The sequence below is a fragment of the Streptomyces sp. 2323.1 genome, from assembly GCF_900221035.1.
In the GTDB taxonomy this organism is placed as follows: domain Bacteria; phylum Actinomycetota; class Actinomycetes; order Streptomycetales; family Streptomycetaceae; genus Streptomyces; species Streptomyces sioyaensis.
This window is the reverse complement of sequence record NZ_LT907981.1, coordinates 336,782-362,208: the sequence shown is the minus strand read 5'-3', so window position 1 is coordinate 362,208 and position 25,427 is coordinate 336,782. Positions and strand designations below refer to the sequence as shown.

Below are 25,427 nucleotides of genomic sequence, written 5' to 3'. Positions count from 1 at the left end.
CAAGTTCCACATGGCGAATGAAGAACGGCTTCGGGACTACCTCAAGTGGGTCACCGCGGACCTGCATGAGACCCGTCGGCGCCTGCAGGAGCTGGAATCGCAGCAGCAGGAGCCGGTCGCAATCGTCGGGATGAGCTGCCGCTTCCCCGGGGGTGTGAGCTCGCCGGAGGAATTCTGGCGACTGCTGCACAGCGGAGAGGACGCCATCTCCGAGTGGCCGCAGGACCGTGGCTGGGATGCCGATGCGTTGTACGACCCGGAGGCGGACGGGTCGGGCACGAGCTACTCGTGCAAGGGCGGCTTTGTCTACGAGGCCACCGAATTCGACCCCGGCTTCTTCGGGATTTCACCGCGCGAGGCGCTCGCGATGGACCCGCAACAGCGACTGCTGCTCGAAGCGTCCTGGGAGGCCTTCGAAGGCGCCGGAATCGACCCCCTCGGGCTGCGGGGAAGCCGCAGCGGCATTTTCGTCGGCGCCAGCGGCCAGGAATACGGCGCCGGCCTTCGTGATATCCCCGACGACGTCCGTGGCCACCTCCTGACGGGTAACTCGACCTCGGTCGTGTCCGGTCGTGTCGCTTACACACTGGGGCTGGAAGGCCCCGCGGTGACCGTGGACACGGCCTGTTCCTCCTCCCTGGTCGCGCTGCATCTGGCGGCACAGGCCCTGCGGTCCGGCGAATGCACGCTCGCCCTGGCGGGCGGGGTGACCGTGATGGCCACTCCTGGTGCGTTCATCGAGTTCAGCCGGCAGCGCGGCCTGGCGGCCGACGGCCGATGCAAGGCGTTCGCGGAGGCGGCGGACGGTACGGGATGGGCCGAGGGCGTCGGCATGCTGGTGCTGGAGCGCCTCTCGGATGCCCGGCGCAACGGCCACCGGGTGCTGGCGGTCGTCCGCGGCACCGCCGTGAACCAGGACGGCGCCTCCAACGGTCTGACCGCGCCGAACGGCCCCTCGCAGCAGCGGGTGATCCGGCAGGCCCTCGGGGCGGCCGGCCTGTCGCCCTCGGACGTGGACGCGGTCGAGGCGCACGGGACGGGGACGTCGCTGGGCGACCCGATCGAGGCGCAGGCACTGCTTGCGACGTACGGTCAGGACCGGGACGAGGACCGGCCGTTGTGGCTGGGTTCGGTGAAGTCGAACATCGGGCACACCCAGGCGGCCGCGGGTGCGGCGGGCGTCATCAAGATGGTGCTGGCGCTCCAGCACGGCATCCTGCCGCAGACCCTGCACGTCGATGAGCCGTCGTCACATGTGGACTGGTCGGCCGGCAATGTGCGGCTGCTCACCGAGGCCGTCGGATGGCCGGAGAACGGGCGGCCGGGGCGGGCAGCGGTCTCCGCCTTCGGCGTCAGCGGCACCAATGCGCACGCGGTGATCGAGCAGGCACCCGAGCCGGAGCCTGCACCCGAAGAAGGACAGAACGACGGCACGGCCGCATCCGTTCACCTGCCGGTGGTGCCCTGGGTGCTCTCGGCGCGCAGTGACTCCGCCCTCCGTGAGCAGGCCCGGAGGCTGCTTTCGCACGTCGAAGCCCACCCCGGTGACGACATACGGGACCTCGCCCACTCGCTCGCCTCGACGCGCGCCGCACTGGAGGACCGTGCTGTCGTCCTCGGCAGCAGCCGCGCGGAACTGGTCGCGGCACTGGACGCCCTCGCCCGTGACGCGCACGCCGAAGGCATCGTGCGCGGTACTGCCCGAACCGGCGCCAAGACGGCTTTTCTTTTCGCGGGGCAGGGCTCCCAACGTCTGGAAATGGGGCGGGAGTTGTATGACACGTTCCCGGTCTTCGCGGACGCTTTTGATGCGGTGTGTGCGTGCTTCGAAGGCGAGTTGGGGGCGCGGCTGCGGGACGTGGTGTTTGGCGATGATGCGGAGGCGCTGAATCGGACGGGTTTCACTCAGCCGGCGCTGTTCGCCGTCGAGTTGGCGCTGTTCCGGCTGGTGGAGTCCTTCGGCGTCCGGCCGGATTTCCTGGTGGGTCATTCCATTGGTGAGTTGGTTGCTGCGCATGTGGCGGGGGTGTGGCCGCTGGAGGACGCGTGCCGGCTGGTAGCGGCACGCGGCCGGCTGATGCAGGCGCTCCCGGCGGGTGGCGCGATGGTGTCTCTCCAGGCCGCCGAGGCCGAGGTGCTGCCGCTGCTGGAGGGCCAGGAGCAGCGGGTGAGCATTGCCGCCGTGAATGGTCCGCAGTCGGTCGTGATCTCCGGCGAGGAATCGGCCGTGGCGGAGATCGCCGCGCGCTTCGAGTCCGAGGGGGGCCGGAAGGTGAAGCGCCTCCAGGTCAGCCATGCCTTCCACTCCCCGCTCATGGAACCGATGCTCGACGAGTTCCGTACCGTCGCCGAAAGCCTGGTGTACGCGGAGCCCCGTATCCCGGTGGTCTCGAACCTGACCGGCGAGCTCGCCACATCACAGGAACTGACGTCCCCCGCCTACTGGGTGCGCCACGTCCGCGAAGCCGTCCGCTTCGCCGACGGCATCCAGTGGCTCGCGGAGCACGAGGTCACCCGTTACCTGGAAATCGGGCCCGACGGCACGCTCACCGCGATGGCACAGGCGTGTGGGGAGGGCGCCGAGCAGGTGGCGGTCCCCGCACTGCGAAGGGACCGGTCCGAGGCGCAGCACGTGGTGACGGCGCTCGCGCAGCTGCATGCCCACGGTGCGGTACTCGACTGGGCCGCGCTGCTGCCCGGGACCCGGCCCGTAGACCTGCCGACCTATCCCTTTCAGCGTCAGCGCTACTGGCTGGCGGCGACGGCGTCCGAGGCCGAGGGCGTCGCGGCCCCCGCGCTGGAGGGAGCCGACGCGCAACTCTGGGACGCGATCGAGCGCGGTGACTCGGCGGCGCTGGCCGGGGAACTCGCGATCGCTGGTGATGCCTCATGGGACGAGGCGCTGACTGCGCTGTCGTCGTGGCGGCGGCAGCGGCGCGAGCGGTCGGTGGTGGACGGCTGGCGCTATCGGGTGGAGTGGAAGCCGCTCGCTGCGCAGTCCGGTGGGGTGCCGGACGGTCGCTGGCTCGCGGTGGTGGCCGCCGGGGACGCGTATGCCGAGGCCGTGGTGGAGGGGCTGGCGGCGTGTGGTGTGCCGCTTGAGCGGGTGGAGTGTGCCGCCGGGGAGACGGACCGGGACCTGCTCGCCGCGCGAGTGCGTGAGGTGGCCGGTGCGGAGCCGGTCGCCGGCGTGCTGACGGTGGGTGCCGCGGACGCGGTGCGTACCGCGGTGCTGGTGCAGGCGCTGGGGGACGCCGGTGTCGGCGGGCGTCTGTGGGTGGTGACGCAGGGGGCCGTCGCGATCGGCCGGTCGGATGCCGGTCCGGATCCGGTCCAGGCTGCGGTGTGGGGCGTGGGCCGGGTGGTGGCGCTGGAGTTCCCGGATCGTTGGGGCGGTCTGGTGGATCTTCCGGAGGCCGTGGACCGCAGGGTGCTCGACCGCCTGGTGGGTGTGCTGGCGGAGGGCTCTGAGGATCAGGTGGCGGTGCGGGCGTCCGGCGTGTTCGGGCGGAGATTGGTGCATGCTCCTGCTGGGGACAGCACTGCCGACGGTTGGCAGCCGCGCGGGACGGTGCTGATCACGGGTGGTACGGGCGCGCTGGGTGCGCGTGTGGCGCGTTGGGTGGCCGAGCGCGGTGCCGACCATGTGATCCTCACCAGCCGCCGGGGCCCGGCGGCTCCCGGTGCGTCGGAGCTGGAGGCGGAGCTGTCCGACCTCGGCGTACGAGTGACCGTGGCGGCCTGCGATGTCGCAGATCCGGACGCGGTTGAGGCACTCTTCTCCGCACACCCCGTCGACGCCGTCTTCCACGCGGCCGGCGTACTCGACGACGGCGTACTCGACGCCCTCACGCCCGAGCGGTTCGCCGCCGTCATGCAGGCCAAGGCTGTCTCGGCTCGCAACCTGCACGAGGCTACCCGCGATCGTGACCTGTCGGCCTTCGTCCTGTTCTCGTCCTTCGCGGGCGCCATCGGCGCCGCCGGCCAGGCCAACTACGCAGCAGCCAACGCCTACTTGGACGCCCTGGCCGAGCGGCGAGCGGCCGAGGGACTGCCCGCGACCTCCCTCGCCTGGGGGCCGTGGGGCGAGATCGGCATGGCGAGCGACGCCTCGATGGCCGCGCGCATGCGCCGGGGCGGAGTGTCCCCGCTGCGGCCGGACCTCGCCGTCGACGCCATGGCGAACGCGATCCGCTCCGGCACGCCCGGACTGGTGATCGCCGACATCACCTGGGCGGACTTCCGTTCCGGCTTCGCCACGGTGCGCCCGAGCCCGCTGATCGGTGATCTTCCGGAGATCCGTACCGAGATCGAGCGCGCCGATGGGACGGGCGGCGACGACCGCCGCTCCGAGCTGGACCGACAGCTTGCGGGGCTGGAGCCGGCCGAACAGGAACGCGTACTCACCGACCTCGTCCGGTCGTACGCCGCCGGGGTTCTGCATTACGCGGGCACCGCCGACGTACCGCCGAACCGGCCCTTCCGGGACCTCGGTGTCGACTCGTTGATCGCCGTGGAACTGCGGAACGCCCTGAGCCTGGCGTGCGGCATCGCGCTGAGCGCGACGGTGGTCTTCGACTACCCGACGCCGACGGCACTGGCCGGCTTTCTGCGCACCCGGATCGCGCCGGCCCACGAGGACGTAGAGCAGTCGGCGACCCCCTCCGCGGTCGACGGCGACCCGCTTGCCATCGTGGGGATGAGCTGCCGCTTCCCGGGCGGCGTCGACTCCCCGGAATCCTTCTGGAAGCTGCTGTCGGACGGCGCGGACGCCGTCGGCGCATTCCCGGCCGACCGAGGCTGGGACCTGAATGCGGTCTACGACCCCGACCCGGAACACTCGGGAACCTCGTACGTCAATGTCGGTGGCTTCCTGAAGAACGTGGACCGCTTCGAACCCGCCTTCTTCGGCATGAGCCCCCGGGAAGCGGTGGCAACCGATCCGCAGCAGCGACTGCTGCTCGAAGTGTCCTGGGAGGCGCTGGAGCGCGCCGGTATCGACCCGCATTCCGTACGGGGCAGCCGGGCCGGCGTCTTCGTAGGCACGAACGGCCAGGACTACCCGGCGCTACTGGCCCAGTCCCCGGACGACTTCGACGGCTATATCGGTACCGGAAACGCCGCGAGTGTGGTGTCCGGACGAGTCGCCTACGCCCTCGGCCTGGAAGGCCCGGCGGTGACCGTGGACACGGCGTGCTCCTCGTCCCTGGTGGCGCTGCACTGGGCCGCACAGGCCCTGCGCTCCGGCGAGTGCGATATGGCGCTGGTGGGCGGCGTGACGGTGATGTCCACGCCCGGAGCCTTCGTGGAGTTCAGCCGGCAGCGCGGACTCGCCCCCGACGGCCGGTGCAAGGCATTCGCAGCGGGCGCCGACGGCACCGGCTGGGGTGAAGGCGTCGGAATGCTGCTCGTGGAGCGGCTGTCGGACGCCCGGCGGAACGGCCACCGCGTACTGGCCGTCGTCGCCGGATCCGCGGTGAACCAGGACGGTGCGTCGAACGGCTTGACGGCACCCAACGGCCCCTCCCAGCAGCGGGTGATCCGACAGGCACTGGCCAGCGCCGGCCTGACGCCCTCGGACGTGGACGCGGTCGAGGCGCACGGGACGGGGACGTCGCTGGGCGATCCGATCGAGGCGCAGGCGCTGTTGGCGACGTACGGTCAGGGCCGGGATGAGGACCGGCCGTTGTGGCTGGGTTCGGTGAAGTCGAACATCGGGCACACCCAGGCCGCCGCGGGTGTCGCCGGTGTCATCAAGATGGTGCTGGCGCTCCAGCACGGCGTCCTGCCGCAGACCCTGCACGTGGATGCGCCCTCGCCCTACGTGGACTGGTCGGAGGGCAACATCCGGCTGCTCACGGAGCCGGTCGCCTGGCCGCTCGACGAGGAAGCAGCGGGCCACGTCTGCCGGGCAGGCGTGTCCTCGTTCGGCATCAGCGGCACAAACGCCCATGTGGTCCTGGAACGGGCCCCGGAACCGCCGCCCACCGCCGAGGTCCTCCAGGCCGCACCGGAGCGCCCGTCCGTCACACCGCTGGTGCTCTCCGCACGTACCGAGCCCGCCCTCCGCGCGCAGGCGGCTCGCCTGCGCGCGGCCTACGCGGACGACCCTGAACTGGACCTGGCGGACCTGGGCTTCTCCCTCGCCACGACCCGCTCCGTACGCTTCGACCACCGCGCGGTGGTTCTGGCGGACGACCAGGCATCGGCACTCCACCGACTGGCCGCGCTCGCCGACGACCACAGGACGCCCGGTGTCATCCGTGGTTCCCAGACCGAGGGCCGGCTGGCGCTGCTGTTCGCGGGGCAGGGTGCGCAGCGGTTGGGGATGGGCCGGGAGCTGTATGACGCGTTCCCGGCCTTCGCGGATGCGTTTGATGCGGTGTGTGCGTACTTCGATGGTGAGTTGGAGTCGTCGCTGCGGGGTGTGGTGTTCGGTGAGGATGCGGAGGCGCTGGATCGGACGGGGTTCACTCAGCCGGCGTTGTTTGCGGTGGAGGTGGCGCTGTTCCGGTTGGTGGAGTCCTTTGGTGTGCGGCCGGATTTCTTGGTGGGTCATTCCATTGGGGAGTTGGTTGCTGCGTATGTGGCGGGGGTGTGGTCGCTGGAGGATGCGTGTCGTTTGGTGGCGGCGCGTGGTCGCCTGATGCAGGCGTTGCCGGCGGGTGGGGCGATGGTGTCGCTTCAGGCGTCGGAGGGTGAGGTGTTGCCGCTGTTGGAAGGGCTTGAGCAGCGGGTGAGTATTGCGGCGGTGAATGCTCCGCAGTCGGTTGTGATCTCCGGTGAGGAATCCGCCGTGGCGAGGGTCGCCGGGCGTTTTGAGTCCGAGGGGCGGAAGGTGAAGAGGCTCCAGGTGAGTCATGCCTTCCATTCGCCGCTGATGGAGCCGATGCTCGACGAGTTCCGTGCCGTTGCGGAGAGCGTGGCGTACGCGGAGCCGCGTATCCCGGTGGTTTCGAATGTGACCGGTGAGCTCGCTACGGCGGAGGAATTGGCGTCGCCTGATTACTGGGTGCGGCATGTCCGTGAGGCCGTCCGCTTTGCTGACGGTGTGCGGTGGGTGGAGGAGCAGGGGGTGACCCGGTTCCTGGAGATGGGCCCGGACGGCACCCTCACGGCCATGGCGCAGGGCTGCCTTTCGGCCCCTGACCTCTCGCTGGTTACCGCGATGCGCAAGGACCGCTCCGAGACCGAGGCCGTGTTGACCGCGGTATCGCAGGCGTTCGTGCTCGGCATGGATGTGGACTGGCGTATGTGCTTCCCCGCCGCCCGGCGAGTGGATCTGCCCACGTACGCGTTCCAGCGCGAACGCTTCTGGCCGACGCCTGCACCTGACGCCGACCCGAGTGAGAACTGGCGGTACCGGGTGGAGTGGAAGCCGCTTGTGGCGCCGTCGGGTGGGGTGTTGGGCGGACGTTGGCTTGCGGTGGTGGGCGCGGGTGAGGTGTGGTCCGAGGCCGTGGTGGAGGGGCTGGCGGCGTGTGGTGTGGCGGTCGAGCGGGTGGAGTGTGTCGCGGGGGAGGTGGACCGGGGGCTGTTGGCTGAGCGGGTGCGTGAGGTGGCTGGTGAGGAGCCGGTTGCCGGGGCGTTGGTGGTGGGTGCCGCGGACACCGTGCGTACTGCTGTGGTGGTGCAGGCGCTGGGGGATGCGGGTGTCGGTGGGCGTCTGTGGGTGGTGACGCAGGGGGCCGTCGCGATCGGTGAGTCGGATGGCGGTCTCGATCCGGCGGCGGCTGCGGTGTGGGGTCTGGGTCGGGTGGCGGCTTTGGAGCTGCCGGATCGTTGGGGCGGTCTGGTGGATCTTCCGGAGTCGGTGGATCGTGGCGTGCTGGATCGGCTGGTGGGCGTTCTGGCGGATGGTTCTGAGGATCAGGTGGCGGTGCGGGCGTCCGGGGTGTTCGGGCGCAGGCTGGTGCATGCTCCGGCTCCTGCTGGGGACAGCGCCGCTGATCGTTGGCAGCCGCGGGGGACGGTGCTGATCACGGGTGGTACGGGCGCGCTGGGTGCGCGTGTGGCGCGTTGGGTGGCCCAGCATGGTGCCGACCATGTGGTCCTCACCAGCCGTCGTGGTCTGGAGGCTCCTGGTGCCGTGGAGTTGGAGTCGGAGCTGTCCGCTCTCGGCGTACGAGTGACGGTGGCGGCCTGCGATGTCGCTGATCGGGGTGCGGTCGAGGAGCTGTTGTCCGGGTGTGCGGTGGACGCCGTCGTTCATGCGGCGGGTGTGGTGGATTCCGTGCCGCTGGGTGAGGCGGACGCGGTTCATTTCGCCGAGGTGATGGGGGCGAAGGTTGCCGGTGCCGTGGTGCTGGATGAGGCATTGGGTGACCGTGAGTTGGACGCGTTTGTGGTGTTTTCCTCGATTGCTGGTGTGTGGGGGAGTGGTGGTCAGGGCGCGTATGCGGCGGGGAACGCGTTTGTGGAGGCTCTGGTGGAGGCGCGTCGTGCGCGGGGCGCGGTGGGTTGTTCGGTTGCGTGGGGGCCGTGGGCCGGCGGCGGGATGGCCGGTGCCGAAGGTGCCGAGGAGCATCTGCTGCGTCGTGGTCTGAGGGCACTCGACCCGGCCCTCGCAGTCTCCGCGTTGGAGGCGGTTGTTGGTGCGGGTGAGGGTTCGGTGGTGGTGGCGGATGTGGAGTGGGAGCGGTTTGCTCCGGCGTTCACCAGCGCCCGTCCGAGTCCGTTGCTGGAGGGGCTGCCGGAGGTGCGGGCGGCGTTGGCCGTCGGTGCCGGCGGTGAGGGTTCCGGTGTTGTGCGGGAGCGTTTGGCGGGGCTGTCGGGTGTGGAGCGGGAGCGGGTGCTGCTGGAGTTGGTGCGTACCCATGCCGCAGCAGTCCTCGGCTACAGCAAGTCTGCTGACCTCGAAATCGGCCTCACCTTCCGGGACTTGGGTTTCGACTCACTCACCGCGGTCGAGCTGCGCAACGGCTTGAACGCGGAGACCGGCCTTCGGCTCCCCGCCACCTTGGTCTTCGACTATCCGACGCCGACCGACTTGGCGCGTTTCCTGGACGGCGAGCTGTTCGGGACCGCGGCGGACGTGGTGGCCGGTCTGCCGGTGCTGGCGTCGACCTCGGACGATCCGGTCGTCATCGTCGGGATGAGCTGCCGTCTTCCCGGTGGGGTGGCCAGTCCCGAGGACCTGTGGCGGCTGGTGGCCGGAGCCGAGGACGCGATCTCCGGATTCCCGACGGACCGTGGCTGGGACCTCGATTCCCTCTTCGGGAACGACGCCGACCAGCCAGGTGCGAGCCGGACACGTGCGGGCGGTTTCCTGCACGATGCCACCCAGTTCGACCCGGCGTTCTTCGGCATCAGCCCGCGTGAAGCGGTGGCGATCGACCCGCAGCAGCGACTGCTGCTGGAGACCTCCTGGGAAGCCCTCGAACGCTCGGGCGTCAGCCCCACTTCGGTCAAGGGCAGCCGGACCGGCGTCTTCGTCGGTGCCAGCAGCTCGGGCTACGGGGCCGGGCTGCGAGAGGCTCCGGAAGGGCTCGGGGGGCACTTGCTCACCGGAAGCTCGGGCGCTGTGGTGTCGGGCCGGGTGTCGTACGCGCTGGGTCTTGAGGGGCCGGCGGTCACGGTGGACACGGCGTGTTCGTCGTCGCTGGTCGCCTTGCACCTGGCTGCGCAGTCCCTGCGCTCGGGCGAATGCGATCTGGCCCTCGCCGGCGGTGTGACGGTCATGGGCAACCCCGGAGCCTTCGTCGAGTTCAGCCTTCAGGGCGGCCTTGCTGCTGATGGCCGGTGCAAGGCGTTTTCGGATGCTGCGGATGGCACCGGTTGGGCTGAGGGCGCTGGTGTGTTGGTGGTGGAGCGGCTGTCGGATGCTCGGCGTAATGGCCATCGGGTGTTGGCGGTCGTACGCGGCTCCGCAGTGAACCAGGACGGTGCCTCCAACGGTCTGACCGCGCCGAATGGCCCCTCGCAGCAGCGGGTGATCCGGCAGGCGCTGGCGGGTGCGGGACTGTCGCCGTCGGACGTGGATGTCGTCGAGGCGCACGGCACTGGTACGTCCCTGGGCGATCCGATCGAGGCGCAGGCGCTGCTTGCGACGTACGGTCAGGGCCGGGACGAGGGCCGGCCGTTGTGGCTGGGTTCGGTGAAGTCGAATATCGGGCACACCCAGGCGGCTGCGGGTGCGGCGGGCGTCATCAAGATGGTGCTGGCGCTCCAGCACGGTGTCCTGCCGCAGACCCTGCACGTCGATGAGCCGTCGTCACACGTGGACTGGTCGGCGGGCAACGTGCGGCTGCTTACCGAGTCCGTCGGATGGCCGGAGAGCGGCCGACCGGGGCGGGCAGCAGTCTCTGCCTTTGGTGTCAGTGGGACCAACGCGCATGTGGTGATCGAGCAGGCTCCGGTGGAGGAGGGTTCGGAAGCCGGGCCGTTGGGTGTGGTCGGGGGTGTGGTGCCGTGGGTGGTGTCCGCGCGGAGCCGGGAGGGGCTGCGGGCGCAGGCGCAGCGGTTGTTGGCGCATGTGGAGGCGCGGCCTGAACTCCGTCTGCCGGAGGTGGGGTTCGCCCTGGCCACGACGCGTTCGGCATTTGAACACCGGGCCGTCGTCCTCGGCACCGAGCGTGCGGAACTCCTCGAAGGCCTGACCGCTGTCGCAGAGGGAAGCACTGCGATCAGTGCAGTAACCGGTGCGGTGGATGCAGGAGGCCGGCTGGCGCTGCTCTTCACCGGGCAGGGTGCGCAGCGGTTGGGGATGGGTCGGGAGCTGTATGACGCGTTCCCGGTCTTCGCGGATGCGTTTGATGCGGTGTGTGCGTACTTCGATGGTGAGTTGGCAACTCCGTTGCGGGACGTGGTGTTTGGTGAGGATGCGGAGACGCTGAACCAGACCGGGTTCACTCAGCCGGCGTTGTTTGCGGTCGAGGTGGCGCTGTTCCGGCTCATGGAGTCCTTCGGTGTGCGGCCGGATTTCCTGGTCGGGCACTCCATCGGTGAGCTGGTGGCTGCGCATGTGGCGGGGGTGATGTCGCTGGAGGATGCGTGTCGTCTGGTGGCTGCCCGCGGGCGGCTGATGCAGGCCTTGCCGTCCGGCGGTGCCATGGTCTCGATCCAGGCGTCGGAGGCCGAGGTGTTGCCGCTGCTGGAGGGCCAGGAGCAGCGGGTGAGTATCGCCGCGGTGAACGGCCCGAAGTCGGTTGTGATCTCCGGTGAGGAATCCGCGGTGGCGGAGATCGCCGGGCGTTTTGAGTCCGAGGGCCGGAAGGTGAAGCGCCTCCAGGTCAGTCACGCCTTCCACTCCCCGCTGATGGAGCCGATGCTCGACGAGTTCCGTACCGTCGCGGAGAGCGTGGCGTACGTGGAACCCCGTATCCCGGTGGTCTCGAACCTGACCGGCGCGCTCGCCACCTCACAGGAACTGACGTCCCCCGACTACTGGGTGCGCCACGTCCGCGACGCCGTCCGTTTCGCCGACGGCATCCGCTGGCTGGCGGAGCACGACGTCACCCGATTCCTGGAAATCGGGCCGGACGGCACCCTGACCGCAATGGCACAGGGGTGCCTCGACAGTGACGTGGACGCGAACCATGTCCTCATCCCTGCTCTGCGGGGAGACGACCGTGGAGAGGTATCCGCGCTGCTGACTGCCGCCGGCCGAGCGTTCGTCCACGGCACCACCATCGACTGGCAGGCATTCTTCACAGCTAACGCCACCGAAAGCACCACCGCCACCGTTCCCACCCCCACCCCCATCGACCTCCCCACCTACGCCTTCCAACACCAGCGCTACTGGCTTGAGATACCGTCCAGCACCGCAGACGCGTCATCGATCGGCCTTGCCGCAGCCGAGCACCCGCTGCTGGGTGCGACGGTGGCCCTGGCCGGTGGCCATGAGGTGGTGCTGACCGGGCGTCTCTCGCCTCGAACGCAGCCGTGGCTTGCCGAGCACCGGATTGCGGGCGCGATCGTCGTACCGAGCACCGCACTCCTGGAGCTGGCGGTGCGCGCAGGGGATGAGGTCGGCTGCTCGCACATCAGGGAGCTTGCCCTTGAGGCACCGTTGGTGCTCGCCGAGGACGGTGCGGTTCAGCTGCAACTCCGCATCGAGGACCCGGATGCCTCCGGTGACCGGGCGCTCGGTGTGTACGCGCGTCCCGCCTCGGCTCCGGCCGATGCGCCGTGGACGCGGCATGCGAGCGGCGTCCTGGCGGAGAGCGGGCCCTCGGAGACCTTCGACTTCGCGGCGTGGCCGCCTGTCGGCGCGGAGCCCGTGGACATCGACGACCTGTACGACGGGCTGACGGCTGCCGGGTTCGACTACGGTCCGGCCTTCCGCGGTGTGCGCGCCGTTTGGCAGGGCGCCGACGGTGTGTACGCCGAGGCCGAACTGCCGGAGTCCGCCGCCGAGGGATTCGCCCTCCATCCGGCGCTGTTGGACGCGGCGCTCCATCCGCTCGGTCTCGGTCTGCTGGACGGTGTGGCCACAGAGGCCGTGCTGTTCGCATGGAGTGGCGCCTCCCTGCAGGCGACCGGTGCGACCTCGCTCCGCATCCGGCTGACCCGTCGCGGGCCTGACGAGGTGTCCCTCCAGGCGGCTGACGGCTCCGGGCAGCCGGTGCTCGCGGTCGAGTCGATGCTGATGCGCAAGACCGGCGAGCTGCGGAACGACGGGACGCCTTCGCTGCCGGCTTCGCTGCTCCGTCTCGACTGGGCGCCGATCGCCGTGGCACGGGCCATGGAGACGGACACCGGCGAGGACGCGGCAGCGGATGCCGATGTCGACGCGCCGCGGCTGACCGTAGTGGGGAGCGACCCGCTGGGCTTGGCCGAGGCGCTGGGCACGTACGCCGTCGAGGCTGCCGATGCCGCGACGACCACGACGGCCGCGACGGCCGGAACGGTGCTCGTGACCGGCGTCGCCACCGCGGCCGAAGCACACACCATGCTCAGCGTGCTCGGCGAACTGCTGGGGCAGGAGTCGGAGGCCCGTCTGGTGTTCGTCACCCGAGGCGCCGTCGCCCTCGGTGACGACGCTCTGGACGGTGAGGCCGCCGCCCTCCGGGAAGAGCTCCGCGTGGTCCAGGCCGCACACCCGGGCCGGATCGTGCTCGTGGACGTCGATGACGACCTCGACTCCCTCCGTGTGCTGCCCGCCGCGCTCGCCACGGACGAGCCCGAGATGGCCGTCCGCGGGGGCGAGGTGTCGGCGGCCCGGCTGGTGCGGTGCGCATCGACCGCCGCCACCGCGCTGGATGTGGCGCCCGGAGGAACGGTCCTGGTCACCGGACCGTTCGCCGAGCAGGTCGCCGCCGCCCTTGAGTCCGCGGCGCAGGTGGAGACCGTCGCGTACCAGGACCAGGACCAGGACGGGGAAGGGGACGGAGAAGGCGACCCGGCGCCGCGCCCCGATGGCCTGAAGGCGGCAATCGCCGCGATCCAAGCGACCGACCGCCCCCTCACCGCCGTAGTCCACACCGCCAACCTCGACCAGCCCCGCGACGTCGATCGGAACCGCGACGTCGACACGGCAAGGCGACTCGATGACCTGACCCGCAGGACCAACGAGGACGGCGCTGCGCCCGCCTTCGTCCTCATAGGCGTCGGCTCGGCCGACGCCCCGTCCTGCGGGCACCTGGCCGCGCTCGCCCACCATCGTGCCGCCGCCGGCCTGCCGGCCCTGGCGCTGCTCCCGTCGCCCGGCGCCGGCACCCCGGGGCTTTCCGCGGTATCGGTGGAGGAGAGTGCGGCGCTGCTGGGCGCCGCCCAGGCCACCGGCCGGACGGTGCTGCTTCCCGCCCGGGTGGACCGCGCCGCACTGCGCGGCTCCTCGGCCCAACTGCCGCCCATTCTCACCGCGTTGGCGCAGGGTTCCGGGCGGCGGATCGCCACACGTGCGCAGGCGAGCGCGGTCTCCGGACTGGCGCGCCGGCTCGCCAGGAAGGGGGCGGCCGAACGCGGCCGCGTGCTGCTGACTCTCGTCCGTACCCAGATCGCCCATGTCCTCGGCTACGCCGGCCCCGACGAGGTGGAGCCCTCCCGGAGCTTCACCGATCTCGGGTTCACCTCCCTCACCGCCGTCGAGCTGCGCAACCAGCTCAGGGAAGCGACGGGCATGGCCCTGTCCGCCACGCTCGTGTTCGACTACCCGACCCCGGTGGCACTCGCCCGCTACCTGGACGGTGAACTCACGGGAGAGACGGGCGACTTGGTGCCCACGCCGGTCGGTGTGCCCGTCGACGACGACCCGATCGTCATCGTCGGGATGAGCTGCCGCTACCCGGGCGGTATCCGTACCCCCGAGGAGCTTTGGGAGCTGGTCGCCGCAGGCGGTGACGGGATCTCCCCGTTCCCGGCCGACCGGGGCTGGGACCTCGGGAGCCTGTACCACCCGGACCCGGACCACCCGGGCACGTGCTACACCCGCGAAGGCGGCTTCCTGCACGACGCCAGCCACTTCGACCCGGGCTTCTTCGGCATCAGCCCCCGCGAGGCGCTGTCGATGGACCCGCAGCAGCGGCTGCTCCTCGAAGCGTCCTGGGAGGCCCTGGAGCGCTCCGGAATCGACCCCGCGGCCGCACGCGGCACCCTCACCGGCGTCTTCGCGGGCGTCACCTACCAGGACTACATCGGCATCCTCGGCGGGGCGGAGGAGAGCTTCGAGGGGTACGTCGGCACCGGTAACTCGCCCAGCGTGCTGTCGGGGCGGATCGCCTACACCCTCGGCCTCGAAGGGCCGGCGGTCAGTGTCGACACCGCCTGCTCGTCGTCCCTGGTCGCCCTGCATCTGGCCGTGCAGTCGCTCCGTCAGGGTGAGTGCGATCTCGCGCTCGCGGGCGGTGTGACGGTGATGTCCACCCCCGGCTCGCTCATCGAGTTCAGCCGGCAGCGGGCGCTCGCCGAGGACGGCCGGTGCAAGCCGTTCTCGGCCGACGCCGACGGCGCGAGCTGGGCCGAGGGCGTCGGCATGGTGGCCGTCGAGCGGCTGTCCGACGCCCGGCGCAAGGGGCATCCCGTCCTGGCCGTCATCCGTGGCAGCGCCCTCAACCAGGACGGTGCCTCCAACGGCCTCACCGCCCCCAACGGCCCCTCCCAGCAGCGCGTCATCCGCCGGGCACTGGCTGCCGCCGGACTCGGCCCCCAGCAGGTCGACGCCGTCGAGGCGCACGGCACCGGGACCACCCTCGGCGACCCGATCGAGGCGCAGGCCCTGATCGCGGCCTACGGCCAGGACCGGGACGAGGACCGTCCGCTGTGGCTCGGCTCGCTCAAGTCGAACATCGGGCACAGCCAGGCCGCGGCCGGCGTGGGTGGCGTCATCAAGATGGTGATGGCGCTGCGCAACGGGCTGCTGCCCAGGACGCTGCACGCCGAGGAGCCCAGCCCGCACGTCGACTGGACGGCAGGCCACGTACGGCTGCTCAACGAGGCCGTCACCTGGCCGGATGCGGACGAGCCGCGCCGGGCAGGTGTCTCCTCGTTCGGTATGAGTGGCACCAACGCGCACGTCATCGTCGAGGAGGCACCCCGGGAGCCGGCGCAGCGGAACACCCCGGCGGAGACCGCCCTGCCCGTCGTGCCGGTGCCCTTGGCGGCGCGTACCGAGGAGGCACTGCGCGACCAGGCCGCACGGCTGCGCTCCCACCTGCTCGCCCGGCCGGCCGAGTACGACCTCACCGGCCTCGGCTTCTCGCTCGCCACGACCCGCTCCGCCTTCGAGCACCGGGCGGTGCTCGTCGCGGCCGACCGGGACGACCTCGACCGCGGCCTGCGCGAGATCGCCGAGGGCGCGATGGTCTCCGACGTGCCCCGGGGCGTCGCCCGTGACGGCAGCGCCCGCCCCGTCCTGGTCTTCCCCGGCCAGGGCAGCCAGTGGGCCGGCATGGCACGCGAACTGCTCGACAGTTCACCGGTGTTCGCCGACCGCCTGGCCGCCTGCGAACGCGCCCTCGCCCCCTTCGTCGACTGGTCGCTGACGGCCGTCCTGCGCGGCGACGCCGACGCACCGGACCTTGAACGGGTCGACGTCGTCCAGCCCGCACTGTGGGCCGTCATGGTGTCGCTCGCCGAACTGTGGCGCTCCTACGGAGTCGAGCCCGACGCGGTCGTCGGACACAGCCAGGGAGAGATCGCCGCCGCCTGTGTCGCCGGGGCGCTGACCCTGGACGACGGGGCGCGGGTGGTGGCCCTGCGCAGCCGGGCCCTGACCGCCATCACGGGAAGCGGCGGCATGATGTCCGTACAGCTGCCCGCCGAAGCGGTGCGCGAGCGCATCGAGCCGTGGGGCGAGCGGCTGTCCGTCGCCGCCGTGAACGGCCCGGCCTCCGTCGTGGTCTCCGGTGCCGCGGACGCGCTGGACGAGCTGTTCGCCGCGCTGACCGCGGACGGTGTGCAGGCCCGCAAGGTGTCCGTCGACTACGGCTCCCACTCGGCTCAGGTCGAGCCGGTGCGGGCCCAGGTCCTCGACGCCCTGGACGGCATCAGCCCGGCCGAAGCCACCATCCCGTTCTTCTCCACCGTCACCGGCCAGTGGCAGGACGCCACCGGCCTCGACCCCGACTACTGGTACACCAACCTGCGGCAGACCGTACGGTTCGAGGACGCCATCCGCGGTCTGGTGGCCGCCGGACACCGCGCCTTCATCGAGGTCAGCCCGCACCCCGTGCTGTCCGGCGGGATCCGCGACTGCGTGGACGCGCTCGGCACGGACGCCGCCGTGCTCGGCACCCTGCGCCGGGACGCGGGCGGCCTCGGCCGGCTCCTCACCTCCCTCGCCGAAGCACATGCCCAGGGCGTGGCCCTCGACTGGACGGCCGTCTTCGCGGGCACCGGCGCACACCGCGTCGACCTGCCGACCTACGCCTTCCAGCGTGCGCGGTACTGGCCCCAGGCGCGCGAACTGGCCGCCGCCGGCAGCGAGGACGGGCCGCTGTCCGACGCCGTCGAAGCGAAGTTCTGGGAGAGCGTCGAACAGGAAGACCTCCAGGCGCTGACCGACACGCTCAACCTGGACGGCACGGAGCCGCTGAGCGCCGTACTGCCCGCGCTGTCGTCATGGCGCAGGAACAGCCGCGAGAAGTCCACCGTCGACAGCTGGCGCTACACCGTGCGCTGGACACCACTCGCCGAGCGCACCGCCGCCGCCCTGCACGGCACCTGGCTGCTGGTCGCCCCGGCAGCGGAAGCCGCCGCCGGCCAGGTGGCCGCCGTACAGGACGCGCTCACCGCACACGGCGCCCGGGTACGCCTCGTCGACCTGGCCCCCGAGGACGGCTCCAGCCGCGAGCGGACCACCGGCCGGCTGCGCGAGGCGCTCGCGGACGACGACCTCACCGGCGTCCTGTCGCTGCTCCCGCTGGACGAGCGCGCCCACCCCGACCACCCCGCCGTGCCCCTCGGCCTGTCCGGGACGCTGTCCCTGCTCCAGGCGCTCGGCGACCTCGGCATCGAGGCGCCCCTGTGGTGCGGGACCCGCGGGGCGGTCGCCATCGGCCGGTCCGAGTCCGTCACCCACGCCCACCAGGCCCTGGTCTGGGGCATGGGCCGGGTCGCCGCCCTGGAACACTCCGATCGCTGGGGCGGCCTCCTCGACCTGCCCGAGACGCTCGACAAGCGGGCCGCGGACCGCCTCTGCGCCCTGCTCGCCGCCCCGGACGGTGAGGACCAGATCGCCCTGCGCGGCTCCGGCGCCTATGGCCGGCGCCTGGTACGCGCCCCCCTGGCCGGCACCCCGGCACAGCGCACCTGGCGGCCCCGCGGCACCGTACTCGTCACCGGCGGCACCGGCGCCGTCGGCGGCCACATCGCCCGCTGGCTGGCCCGCGAAGGCGCCGAGCACCTGCTGCTCACCAGCCGTCGCGGCGCCGACGCGCCGGGTGCAGCGGAACTCAAGGCCGAACTCACCGCGCTCGGCTCACGCGTCACCTTCGCCGCCTGCGACGTCGCCGACCGCGACGCGCTGCGTGACCTGCTGGCCACTGTCCCCGAGCAGTACCCGCTCGACTCGGTCATGCACGTCGCGGGCTCCCTGGACGACGGTGTGCTCGACTCCCTCGACCCCGGCCGTATGGACACCGTGCTGCGCGCCAAGGTCACCGCGGCGCTCAACCTGCACGAGCTGACCCGGGACCGGGACCTGTCCGCGTTCGTGCTGTTCTCCTCCACCTCCGGCACCATCAGCGGCCCGGGCCTGGGCAACTACGCCCCCGGCAACGCCTTCCTCGACGCACTCGCCGACCGGCGCCGCGCCGACGGGCTCCCCGCCACCGCCGTCGCCTGGGGCCACTGGTCCGGAGACGGCATGGGCGAGGGCGCCGTCGGCGAGCGGCTCCGGCGCTACGGCGTCTACGACATGCAGCCCGAGCTGGCCTGCGGCGCGCTCCGGCAGGCCCTCGACCACGACGAGGCCTACGTCTCCGTCACCGACCTCGGCTGGGACAAGTTCACGCCCGCCTTCACCGCCTCCCGGCCCAGCGCCCTGCTGCGCGACCTCCCGGACGCCCAACGGGTCCTGGAGACGGCACAGGAGAGCGACGACACCGGGTCCGACGCCGCCAAGCTGCTCCAGCACCTTGCCGGACTCTCCGAGTCCGAACGCGCCGCCATGGTCCTGGACGTGGTCCGCAGCTATGTCGCCACCGTCCTCGGCTACGCCGGCCCCTCCGCCGTCGACCCCGAACGCGCCTTCAGCGACCTCGGATTCGACTCGCTCAGCGCCGTCGAGCTGCGCAACGGCATGAACGGCATCACCGGTCTGCGGCTGCCCGCGACCCTCGTCTTCGACTACCCCACCTGCGCGGTCCTCGCGGACTTCCTGCACGCCGAACTGTCCGACACGGCAGCCCAGGACGGGTCTGCGTCGGCGCCCGCCGCCGTGACGGCGGGACAGGCGGAGCACGACGAACCGGTGGCGATTGTGGCGATGAGTTGTCGGTTCCCGGGTGGGGTGGGGTCGCCGGAGGAGTTGTGGGGGTTGTTGGTTGGGGGTGGGGATGGTGTGGTGCCGTTCCCGGTGGATCGTGGTTGGGATGTTGCGGGTTTGTATGACCCTGAGCCGGGTGTGCCGGGGAAGGTGTCGACTCGTGAGGGTGGGTTTTTGCCGGGGGTTGATGAGTTCGATCCGGGGTTTTTCGGTATTTCGCCGCGTGAGGCGGTGGCGATGGATCCGCAGCAGCGGTTGTTGTTGGAGGCGTCGTGGGAGGCGTTTGAGCGGGCGGGGATTGTTCCTGGGTCGTTGCGTGGGTCGCGTACGGGGGTGTTTGCGGGGACGAATGGTCAGGATTACACCGGGTTGTTGGTGGCGTCGGGTGAGGAGGACCTGGGCGGTTACATCGGCACCGGAAACGCCGCGAGTGTGGTGTCGGGGCGGTTGTCGTACACGTTTGGTCTTGAGGGTCCTGCGGTGACGGTGGATACGGCGTGTTCGGCGTCGTTGGTGGCGTTGCATTTGGCGGTGCAGTCCCTGCGGTCGGGTGAATGTGACCTTGCCCTCGCCGGTGGTGTGACGGTGATGTCGACGCCGGGGTTGTTTGTGGATTTCAGTCGGCAGCGGGGGTTGGCTGCGGATGGTCGGTGTAAGGCGTTTTCGGATGCTGCGGATGGGGCGGGGTTTTCTGAGGGTGTGGGTGTGTTGGTGGTGGAGCGGTTGTCGGATGCGCGGCGTAATGGGCATCGGGTGTTGGCGGTCGTACGCGGCTCCGCCGTGAATCAGGATGGTGCGTCGAATGGTTTGACGGCGCCGAATGGTCCGTCGCAGCAGCGTGTGATTCGGCAGGCGCTGGCGGGTGCGGGGCTGTCGCCGTCGGATGTGGATGTGGTGGAGGCGCACGGCACGGGGACGTCGCTGGGGGACCCGATCGAGGCGCAGGCACTCCTGGCCACCTACGGCCAGGACCGCGACCGGGACCGGCCGTTGTGGCTGGGTTCCGTGAAGTCGAACATCGGGCACACGCAGGCCGCCGCGGGTGTGGCCGGTGTCATCAAGATGGTGCTGGCGTTGCAGCACGGTGTCCTGCCGCAGACCTTGCACGTCAACGAGCCCTCCTCGCATGTGGATTGGTCGGCGGGGGAGGTGCGGTTGCTGACGGAGTCGGTGGAGTGGCCCGAGACGGGTCGGCCGCGTCGGGCGGGTGTGTCTTCGTTCGGCATCAGCGGCACCAACGCCCACACGATCCTGGAGGAAGCCCCGTCCGAGGATGTTGCCCCGCCCGTGGCGTCAGAGGAGTCGCCCGCACTCGCGGCCGACGCCGACGCTGCCGACGCTGCCGAGGACGCCCGGACGGCAGCGGAAGCCGCCCCTGCCCCCTGGGTGATCACCGGCAAGACCAGGTCCGCGCTCCGGGCCCAGGCCGCCCGGCTGCTCGCGCATGTGGAGACATTCCCGGCCCTGCGGACGGTCGATGTGGGGCTGTCGCTGGCCACCACCCGGTCGGTCATGGAACACCGCGCCGTGGTCCTCGGCGCGGACCGGGACGAGCTGCTACGCGGCCTGGCCGCCGTAGCGGCCGACGAAGCCGCTCCGAACGCCGTCACCGGGGCCGCGAAGGCCGACGGCCGGCTGACCCTGCTGTTCACCGGGCAGGGCGCACAACGGTCGGGAATGGGCCGGGAGTTGTACGACGCGTTCCCCGTCTTCGCGGACGCCTTCGATTCCGTCTGCGCGCACTTCGACAGTGAATTGGCGTCGCCGCTGCGGGGTGTGGTCTTCGGTGAGACCGGGGGCGCGGATTCGGATGCGGAGAGTCTGAACCAGACCGGATTCACCCAGCCGGCGTTGTTCGCAGTGGAGGTGGCGCTCTTCCGGCTCGTCGAGTCCTTCGGTGTGCGCCCCGACTATCTGGTGGGTCATTCCATTGGCGAATTGGTGGCTGCGCATGTGGCGGGGGTGTTGTCGCTGGAGGATGCGTGTCGTCTGGTGGCGGCGCGCGGCCGGCTGATGCAGGCATTGCCGGAGGGGGGCGCAATGGTCGCTCTTCAGGCCACCGAGGCCGAGGTATTGCCGCTGCTGGAAGGCCACGAACAGCGGGTGAGCATTGCCGCGGTGAACGGCCCGAAGTCGGTCGTGATAGCCGGTGAGGAATCCGCGGTGGCGGAGATCGCCGGGCATTTCGAGTCAGAGGGCCGGAAGGTGAAGCGGCTCCAGGTGAGCCATGCCTTCCACTCCCCGCTGATGGAACCGATGCTCGACGAGTTCCGGACGGTCGCCGAAAGCGTGGCCTACGCGGAGCCCCGTATCCCGGTGGTCTCGAATGTGACCGGCGCGCTCGCCACGGCGGAAGAATTGACCTCTCCCGAATACTGGGTGCGGCACGTCCGCGATGCCGTTCGCTTCGCCGACGGGATCCAGTGGCTGGCGGAACACGAGGTCACCCGATTCCTGGAAATCGGCCCGGACGGCACCCTGACGGCCATGGCACAGGGATGCCTCGACGCTGACACGGCCGCCGACCCTCTCCTCGTCCCAGCCCTCCGCAAGGACCGTCCGGAGGCCACCGGGCTCCTCACCGCCCTCGCCCAGGTGTTTGCCGCCGGTACCCCGCTGAACTGGGGGGAAGCCTTCGCGGGCGGCGATGCCCGCCGGGTCGGTCTGCCGACCTATGCGTTCCAGCGGCACCGCTACTGGCCCAGGCCGCCCGTCATGCCGACCGGCGACATCAGTTCGGCGGGTCTCGGATCGGCGGACCACCCGCTGCTCGGCGCGGCGGTCGAGGTGGCCGGTTCCGACGCCTTCCTCTTCACCGGAAGGCTGTCGCTGCACACCCACCCGTGGCTCGCCGACCATGCGGTGACCGGGACCGTCCTGTTCCCCGGCACGGGCTTCCTCGAACTGGCCGTCCGCGCGGCCGACGAGGTGGGCTGCGACCGTGTGGACGAGTTCACCATCGCCGCGCCGCTCGTCCTGCCCGAGCGCGGGGCGGTGCAACTACAGCTCGCGGTGGAGCCGCCGGACGAGTCCGGGCGGCGGACGTTGAACCTGTACTCCCGGCCGGAGGACGACCCTGCCGAGCAGCCGTGGGTGCTCAACGCCAGCGGCGTGGTGTCCAACGGAGCGGCCGCGGAGCCGGGCGAGCCGTACGACTTCACCGTCTGGCCTCCGCGCGACGCGGACGCCACCTCGGTCGACGACTTCTACGGGCGCTTCGCCGAGGCCGGATTCGCCTACGGTCCGGTCTTCCGGGGGCTCACGGCCGTCTGGCAGCGCGGCGATGAGATCTTCGCCGAGGTCGGACTGCCGGCCGAGCACGACGGGCTGGCCGGCGCGTTCGGTCTGCATCCCGCGCTGCTCGACGCCGCGCTGCACGCGATGATGTTCGTGTCCATGGAGGATGTCGGCCGCGGACGGCTGCCGTTCTCCTGGAACGGCGTTTCCCTGAAGGCCGCCGGCGCCACCGCCCTCCGGGTCCGGCTGGTGCAGTCCGGACCCGAGTCCGTCTCCCTCGAACTGGCCGACCCCACCGGAGGTGCGGTCGCCTCCATCGAGTCGCTGACGCTCCGCCAGGTCTCCGGTGAGCAGATGAGCGGCAGCGCGCCGTACCACGACGCGCTGTTCCAGGTGGACTGGGTCACCGCGACGACGCCTCCCGTGCAGGACGAGGAACAGTGGGCGGTCGTCGGGGACATGGCGCTGGCCGTGGCCCTGGACGGCGCCGGCGTACGGGTGGAGGCGACGGACAGCCTGAGCGAGCTGGCCGACGAGGTGCCCCCCGTGGTGCTGGTCAGCGCCGCACATGCCTCCGCGACCGCAGCAAACCCGGCCCCGCACACCGCCGCCCACGACACCCTCGCACTGCTCCAGAAGTGGCTGGCGGACGAGCGCTTCGCCGCCTCCCGTCTGGTCCTGCTCACGCAGGGCGCCGTGAGCACCTCGGACGCGGACCACCCGGACCCGGCCCAGGCCGCCGTCTGGGGCCTGGTACGGGCCGCCGGGGTGGAGAACCCGGGCCGGTTCACGCTCCTCGACCTCGACGGAACGGCGGAGTCGACCGCCGCCGTGCCCGGTGCGCTGGCGAGCGGAGAGCCCGAGGCCGCGGTCCGCGCGGGAGTGGTGCACGTACCGCGGCTGGCGCGGGTCGCGTCCGCGGACGCGCTGCACCGGCCCGACACCGACGGGGACGCCTGGCGGCTGGACATCGCCGACAAGGGCACCCTGGAAAATCTGCAGCTGGCCGAATGCCCGGACGTAGCAGCCGAGTTGGGGGCCGGACAGGTCCGCATCGGGGTGCGTGCGGGAGGCGTCAACTTCCGCGATGTGCTCAACGCGCTGGGGATGTACCCCGGTGAGGCCGGCGCACTCGGCAGTGAGGGCGCCGGGGTGGTCCTGGAGGTCGGTCCCGGAGTGCACGACCTGCAGCCCGGTGACCGGGTGATGGGCATGTTCTTCGGCGCCTTCGGCCCCCTCGCGGTGGCGGACCGCCGACTGCTGGCCCGCATACCCGAGGGCTGGTCGTTCGCGCAGGCGGCTTCGGTTCCCGTGGTGTTCCTGACGGCGTACTACGCGCTGGTGGAACTGGGTGAAGTGCAGGCGGGCGAGTCGGTGCTGGTGCACTCCGCCGCGGGTGGCGTCGGCATGGCCGCGGTGCAGCTGGCGCGGCACCTGGGCGCGGAGGTGTTCGGCACCGCGAGCCCGGGGAAGTGGGCGACCCTGCGGTCGTCGGGCCTGGACGAGGCGCATATCGCATCGTCGCGTGATCTGGACTTCGAGCGGTCGTTCCTGGACGCGACTGCGGGCCGGGGTGTCGATGTCGTGCTGGATTCCCTGGCGCGGGAGTTCGTGGACGCCTCGCTGCGGCTGCTGCCGCGGGGCGGGCGGTTCCTGGAGATGGGCAAGACCGATGTCCGCGATCCGCAGGAGATCGCGGCCGCACACAAGGATGTCCGGTATCGGGCCTTCGACCTGTGGGAGGCCGGTCCTGAGCGGATCGGGGAGATGCTGAGCGCACTCCTCGACCTCTTCGAGCAGGGCGCCTTGCAGCCGTTGCCGGTCACGGCCTGGGACGTACGCAGAGCGCCGGAGGCCTTTAGGTACCTCAGCCAGGCCCGGCATGTCGGCAAGGTCGTGCTGACCGTGCCGGCTCCGCTCGACCCCCAGGGCACGGCGCTGGTGACCGGCGGTACGGGCGGGCTGGGCGCGCTGGTGGCCCGGCACCTGGTGGCCGAGCACGGAGTGCGCCACCTCCTCCTGGCCAGCCGGCGTGGCGAGCAGACTCCGGGCGTCGAGGCGCTGCGCGACGAACTGGCCGCCCTCGGTGCCGAGGTCACCGTCGCCGCCTGCGACAGCGCCGACCGCGAGGCACTGCGCGGGCTGCTGGACTCCGTACCGAAGCAGCACCCGCTCACCGCGGTCGTGCACACGGCCGGTGTGCTGGACGACGGCGTGCTGTCCTCGCTCACGCCGGAGCGGCTGGACAAGGTGTTCGCGCCGAAGGCGGACGCGGTGAGTCACCTGCACGAGCTGACCCGGGACGAGGACCTGGCCGCGTTCGTGGTCTTCTCTTCGGTGGCGGGGACGTTCGGCAGTGCCGGCCAGGCAAACTACGCGGCCGCGAACGCCTTCGTGGACGCGCTGGCCCGCCGGCGCAGCGGCCTGGGGCTTCCCGCACAGTCGCTGGCGTGGGGCGCCTGGGCTCCCGGCGTCGGCATGACGGGCGAGCTGAGCGAAGCGGATCTGCAGCGTATGGCGCGCGGCGGCATGGTTCCGCTCACCCCGGAACAGGGGCTCGGCCTGCTCGACACCGCACGGGACCTGGCCCGTCCCCTGCTGCTGCCGATGAACCTCGATACGGCGCCGCTGCGTGCGCACCCCGAGGCCGTACCGCCGCTGCTGCGCGGCCTGGTCCGGGCACCCGCCCGCCGTCAGACCGTGACCTCCGCCGCGGCGAAGGGCACGCAAGCACCGCAGGATCTCGCGGAGCGACTGGCCGCACTGCCTGCGGCGGACCGCGAACAGTATCTGCTCGACCTGGTCTGCACCCAGGTGGCCCTCGTCCTCGGACACGGATCCGCCGAGGACATCGAGCCCGACCAGGCCTTCAAGGAGCTGGGCTTCGACTCGCTGACGGCGGTGGAACTCCGTAACCACCTCAACGCGGCGACGCAGCTCAGGCTGCCCGCCACCCTCGTCTTCGACTACCCGACGCCGCTCGTCCTGGTCCGCCATGTCCTGGACGAGATCGACCTGCCCGAGACCTCGGGTGCGCAGCCGATCCTCGGCGAGCTCACCCGGCTGGAGGCAGCGCTGGCCGGGGCCACGTTCGGGGACGAGGAACGGGCCGAGATCACCGACCGGCTGCGGGCGCTGACCGCGTACTGGCAGGGCGGCGGCACGCAGGAGCAGGGCGCGGATCCGTACACGGAAACCGATGAGGACGACGGCGAGCTCGCCTCGGCATCGACCGCCGGGGAACTCTTCGACCTCATCGACAAGGAACTGGGAACGTCGTGACCGGACGCGGGGAACCGCTCGGCTTTGTTCGAGGATGTGA

At 71.2% G+C, this 25,427-nt stretch carries 1 protein-coding gene; it reads left to right on the top strand.

Going from position 1 to position 25,427, the window contains the following annotated elements:
- Positions 1 to 10 precede the first annotated feature (10 nt).
- Positions 11 to 25,387 carry a type I polyketide synthase gene (locus tag CPH93_RS36590; protein WP_231977134.1) on the top strand — a complete coding sequence of 8,459 codons (25,377 nt, stop codon included), beginning with the start codon at positions 11 to 13 and terminating at the stop codon, positions 25,385 to 25,387.
- The last annotated feature ends 40 nt before the right edge of the window (positions 25,388 to 25,427 follow it).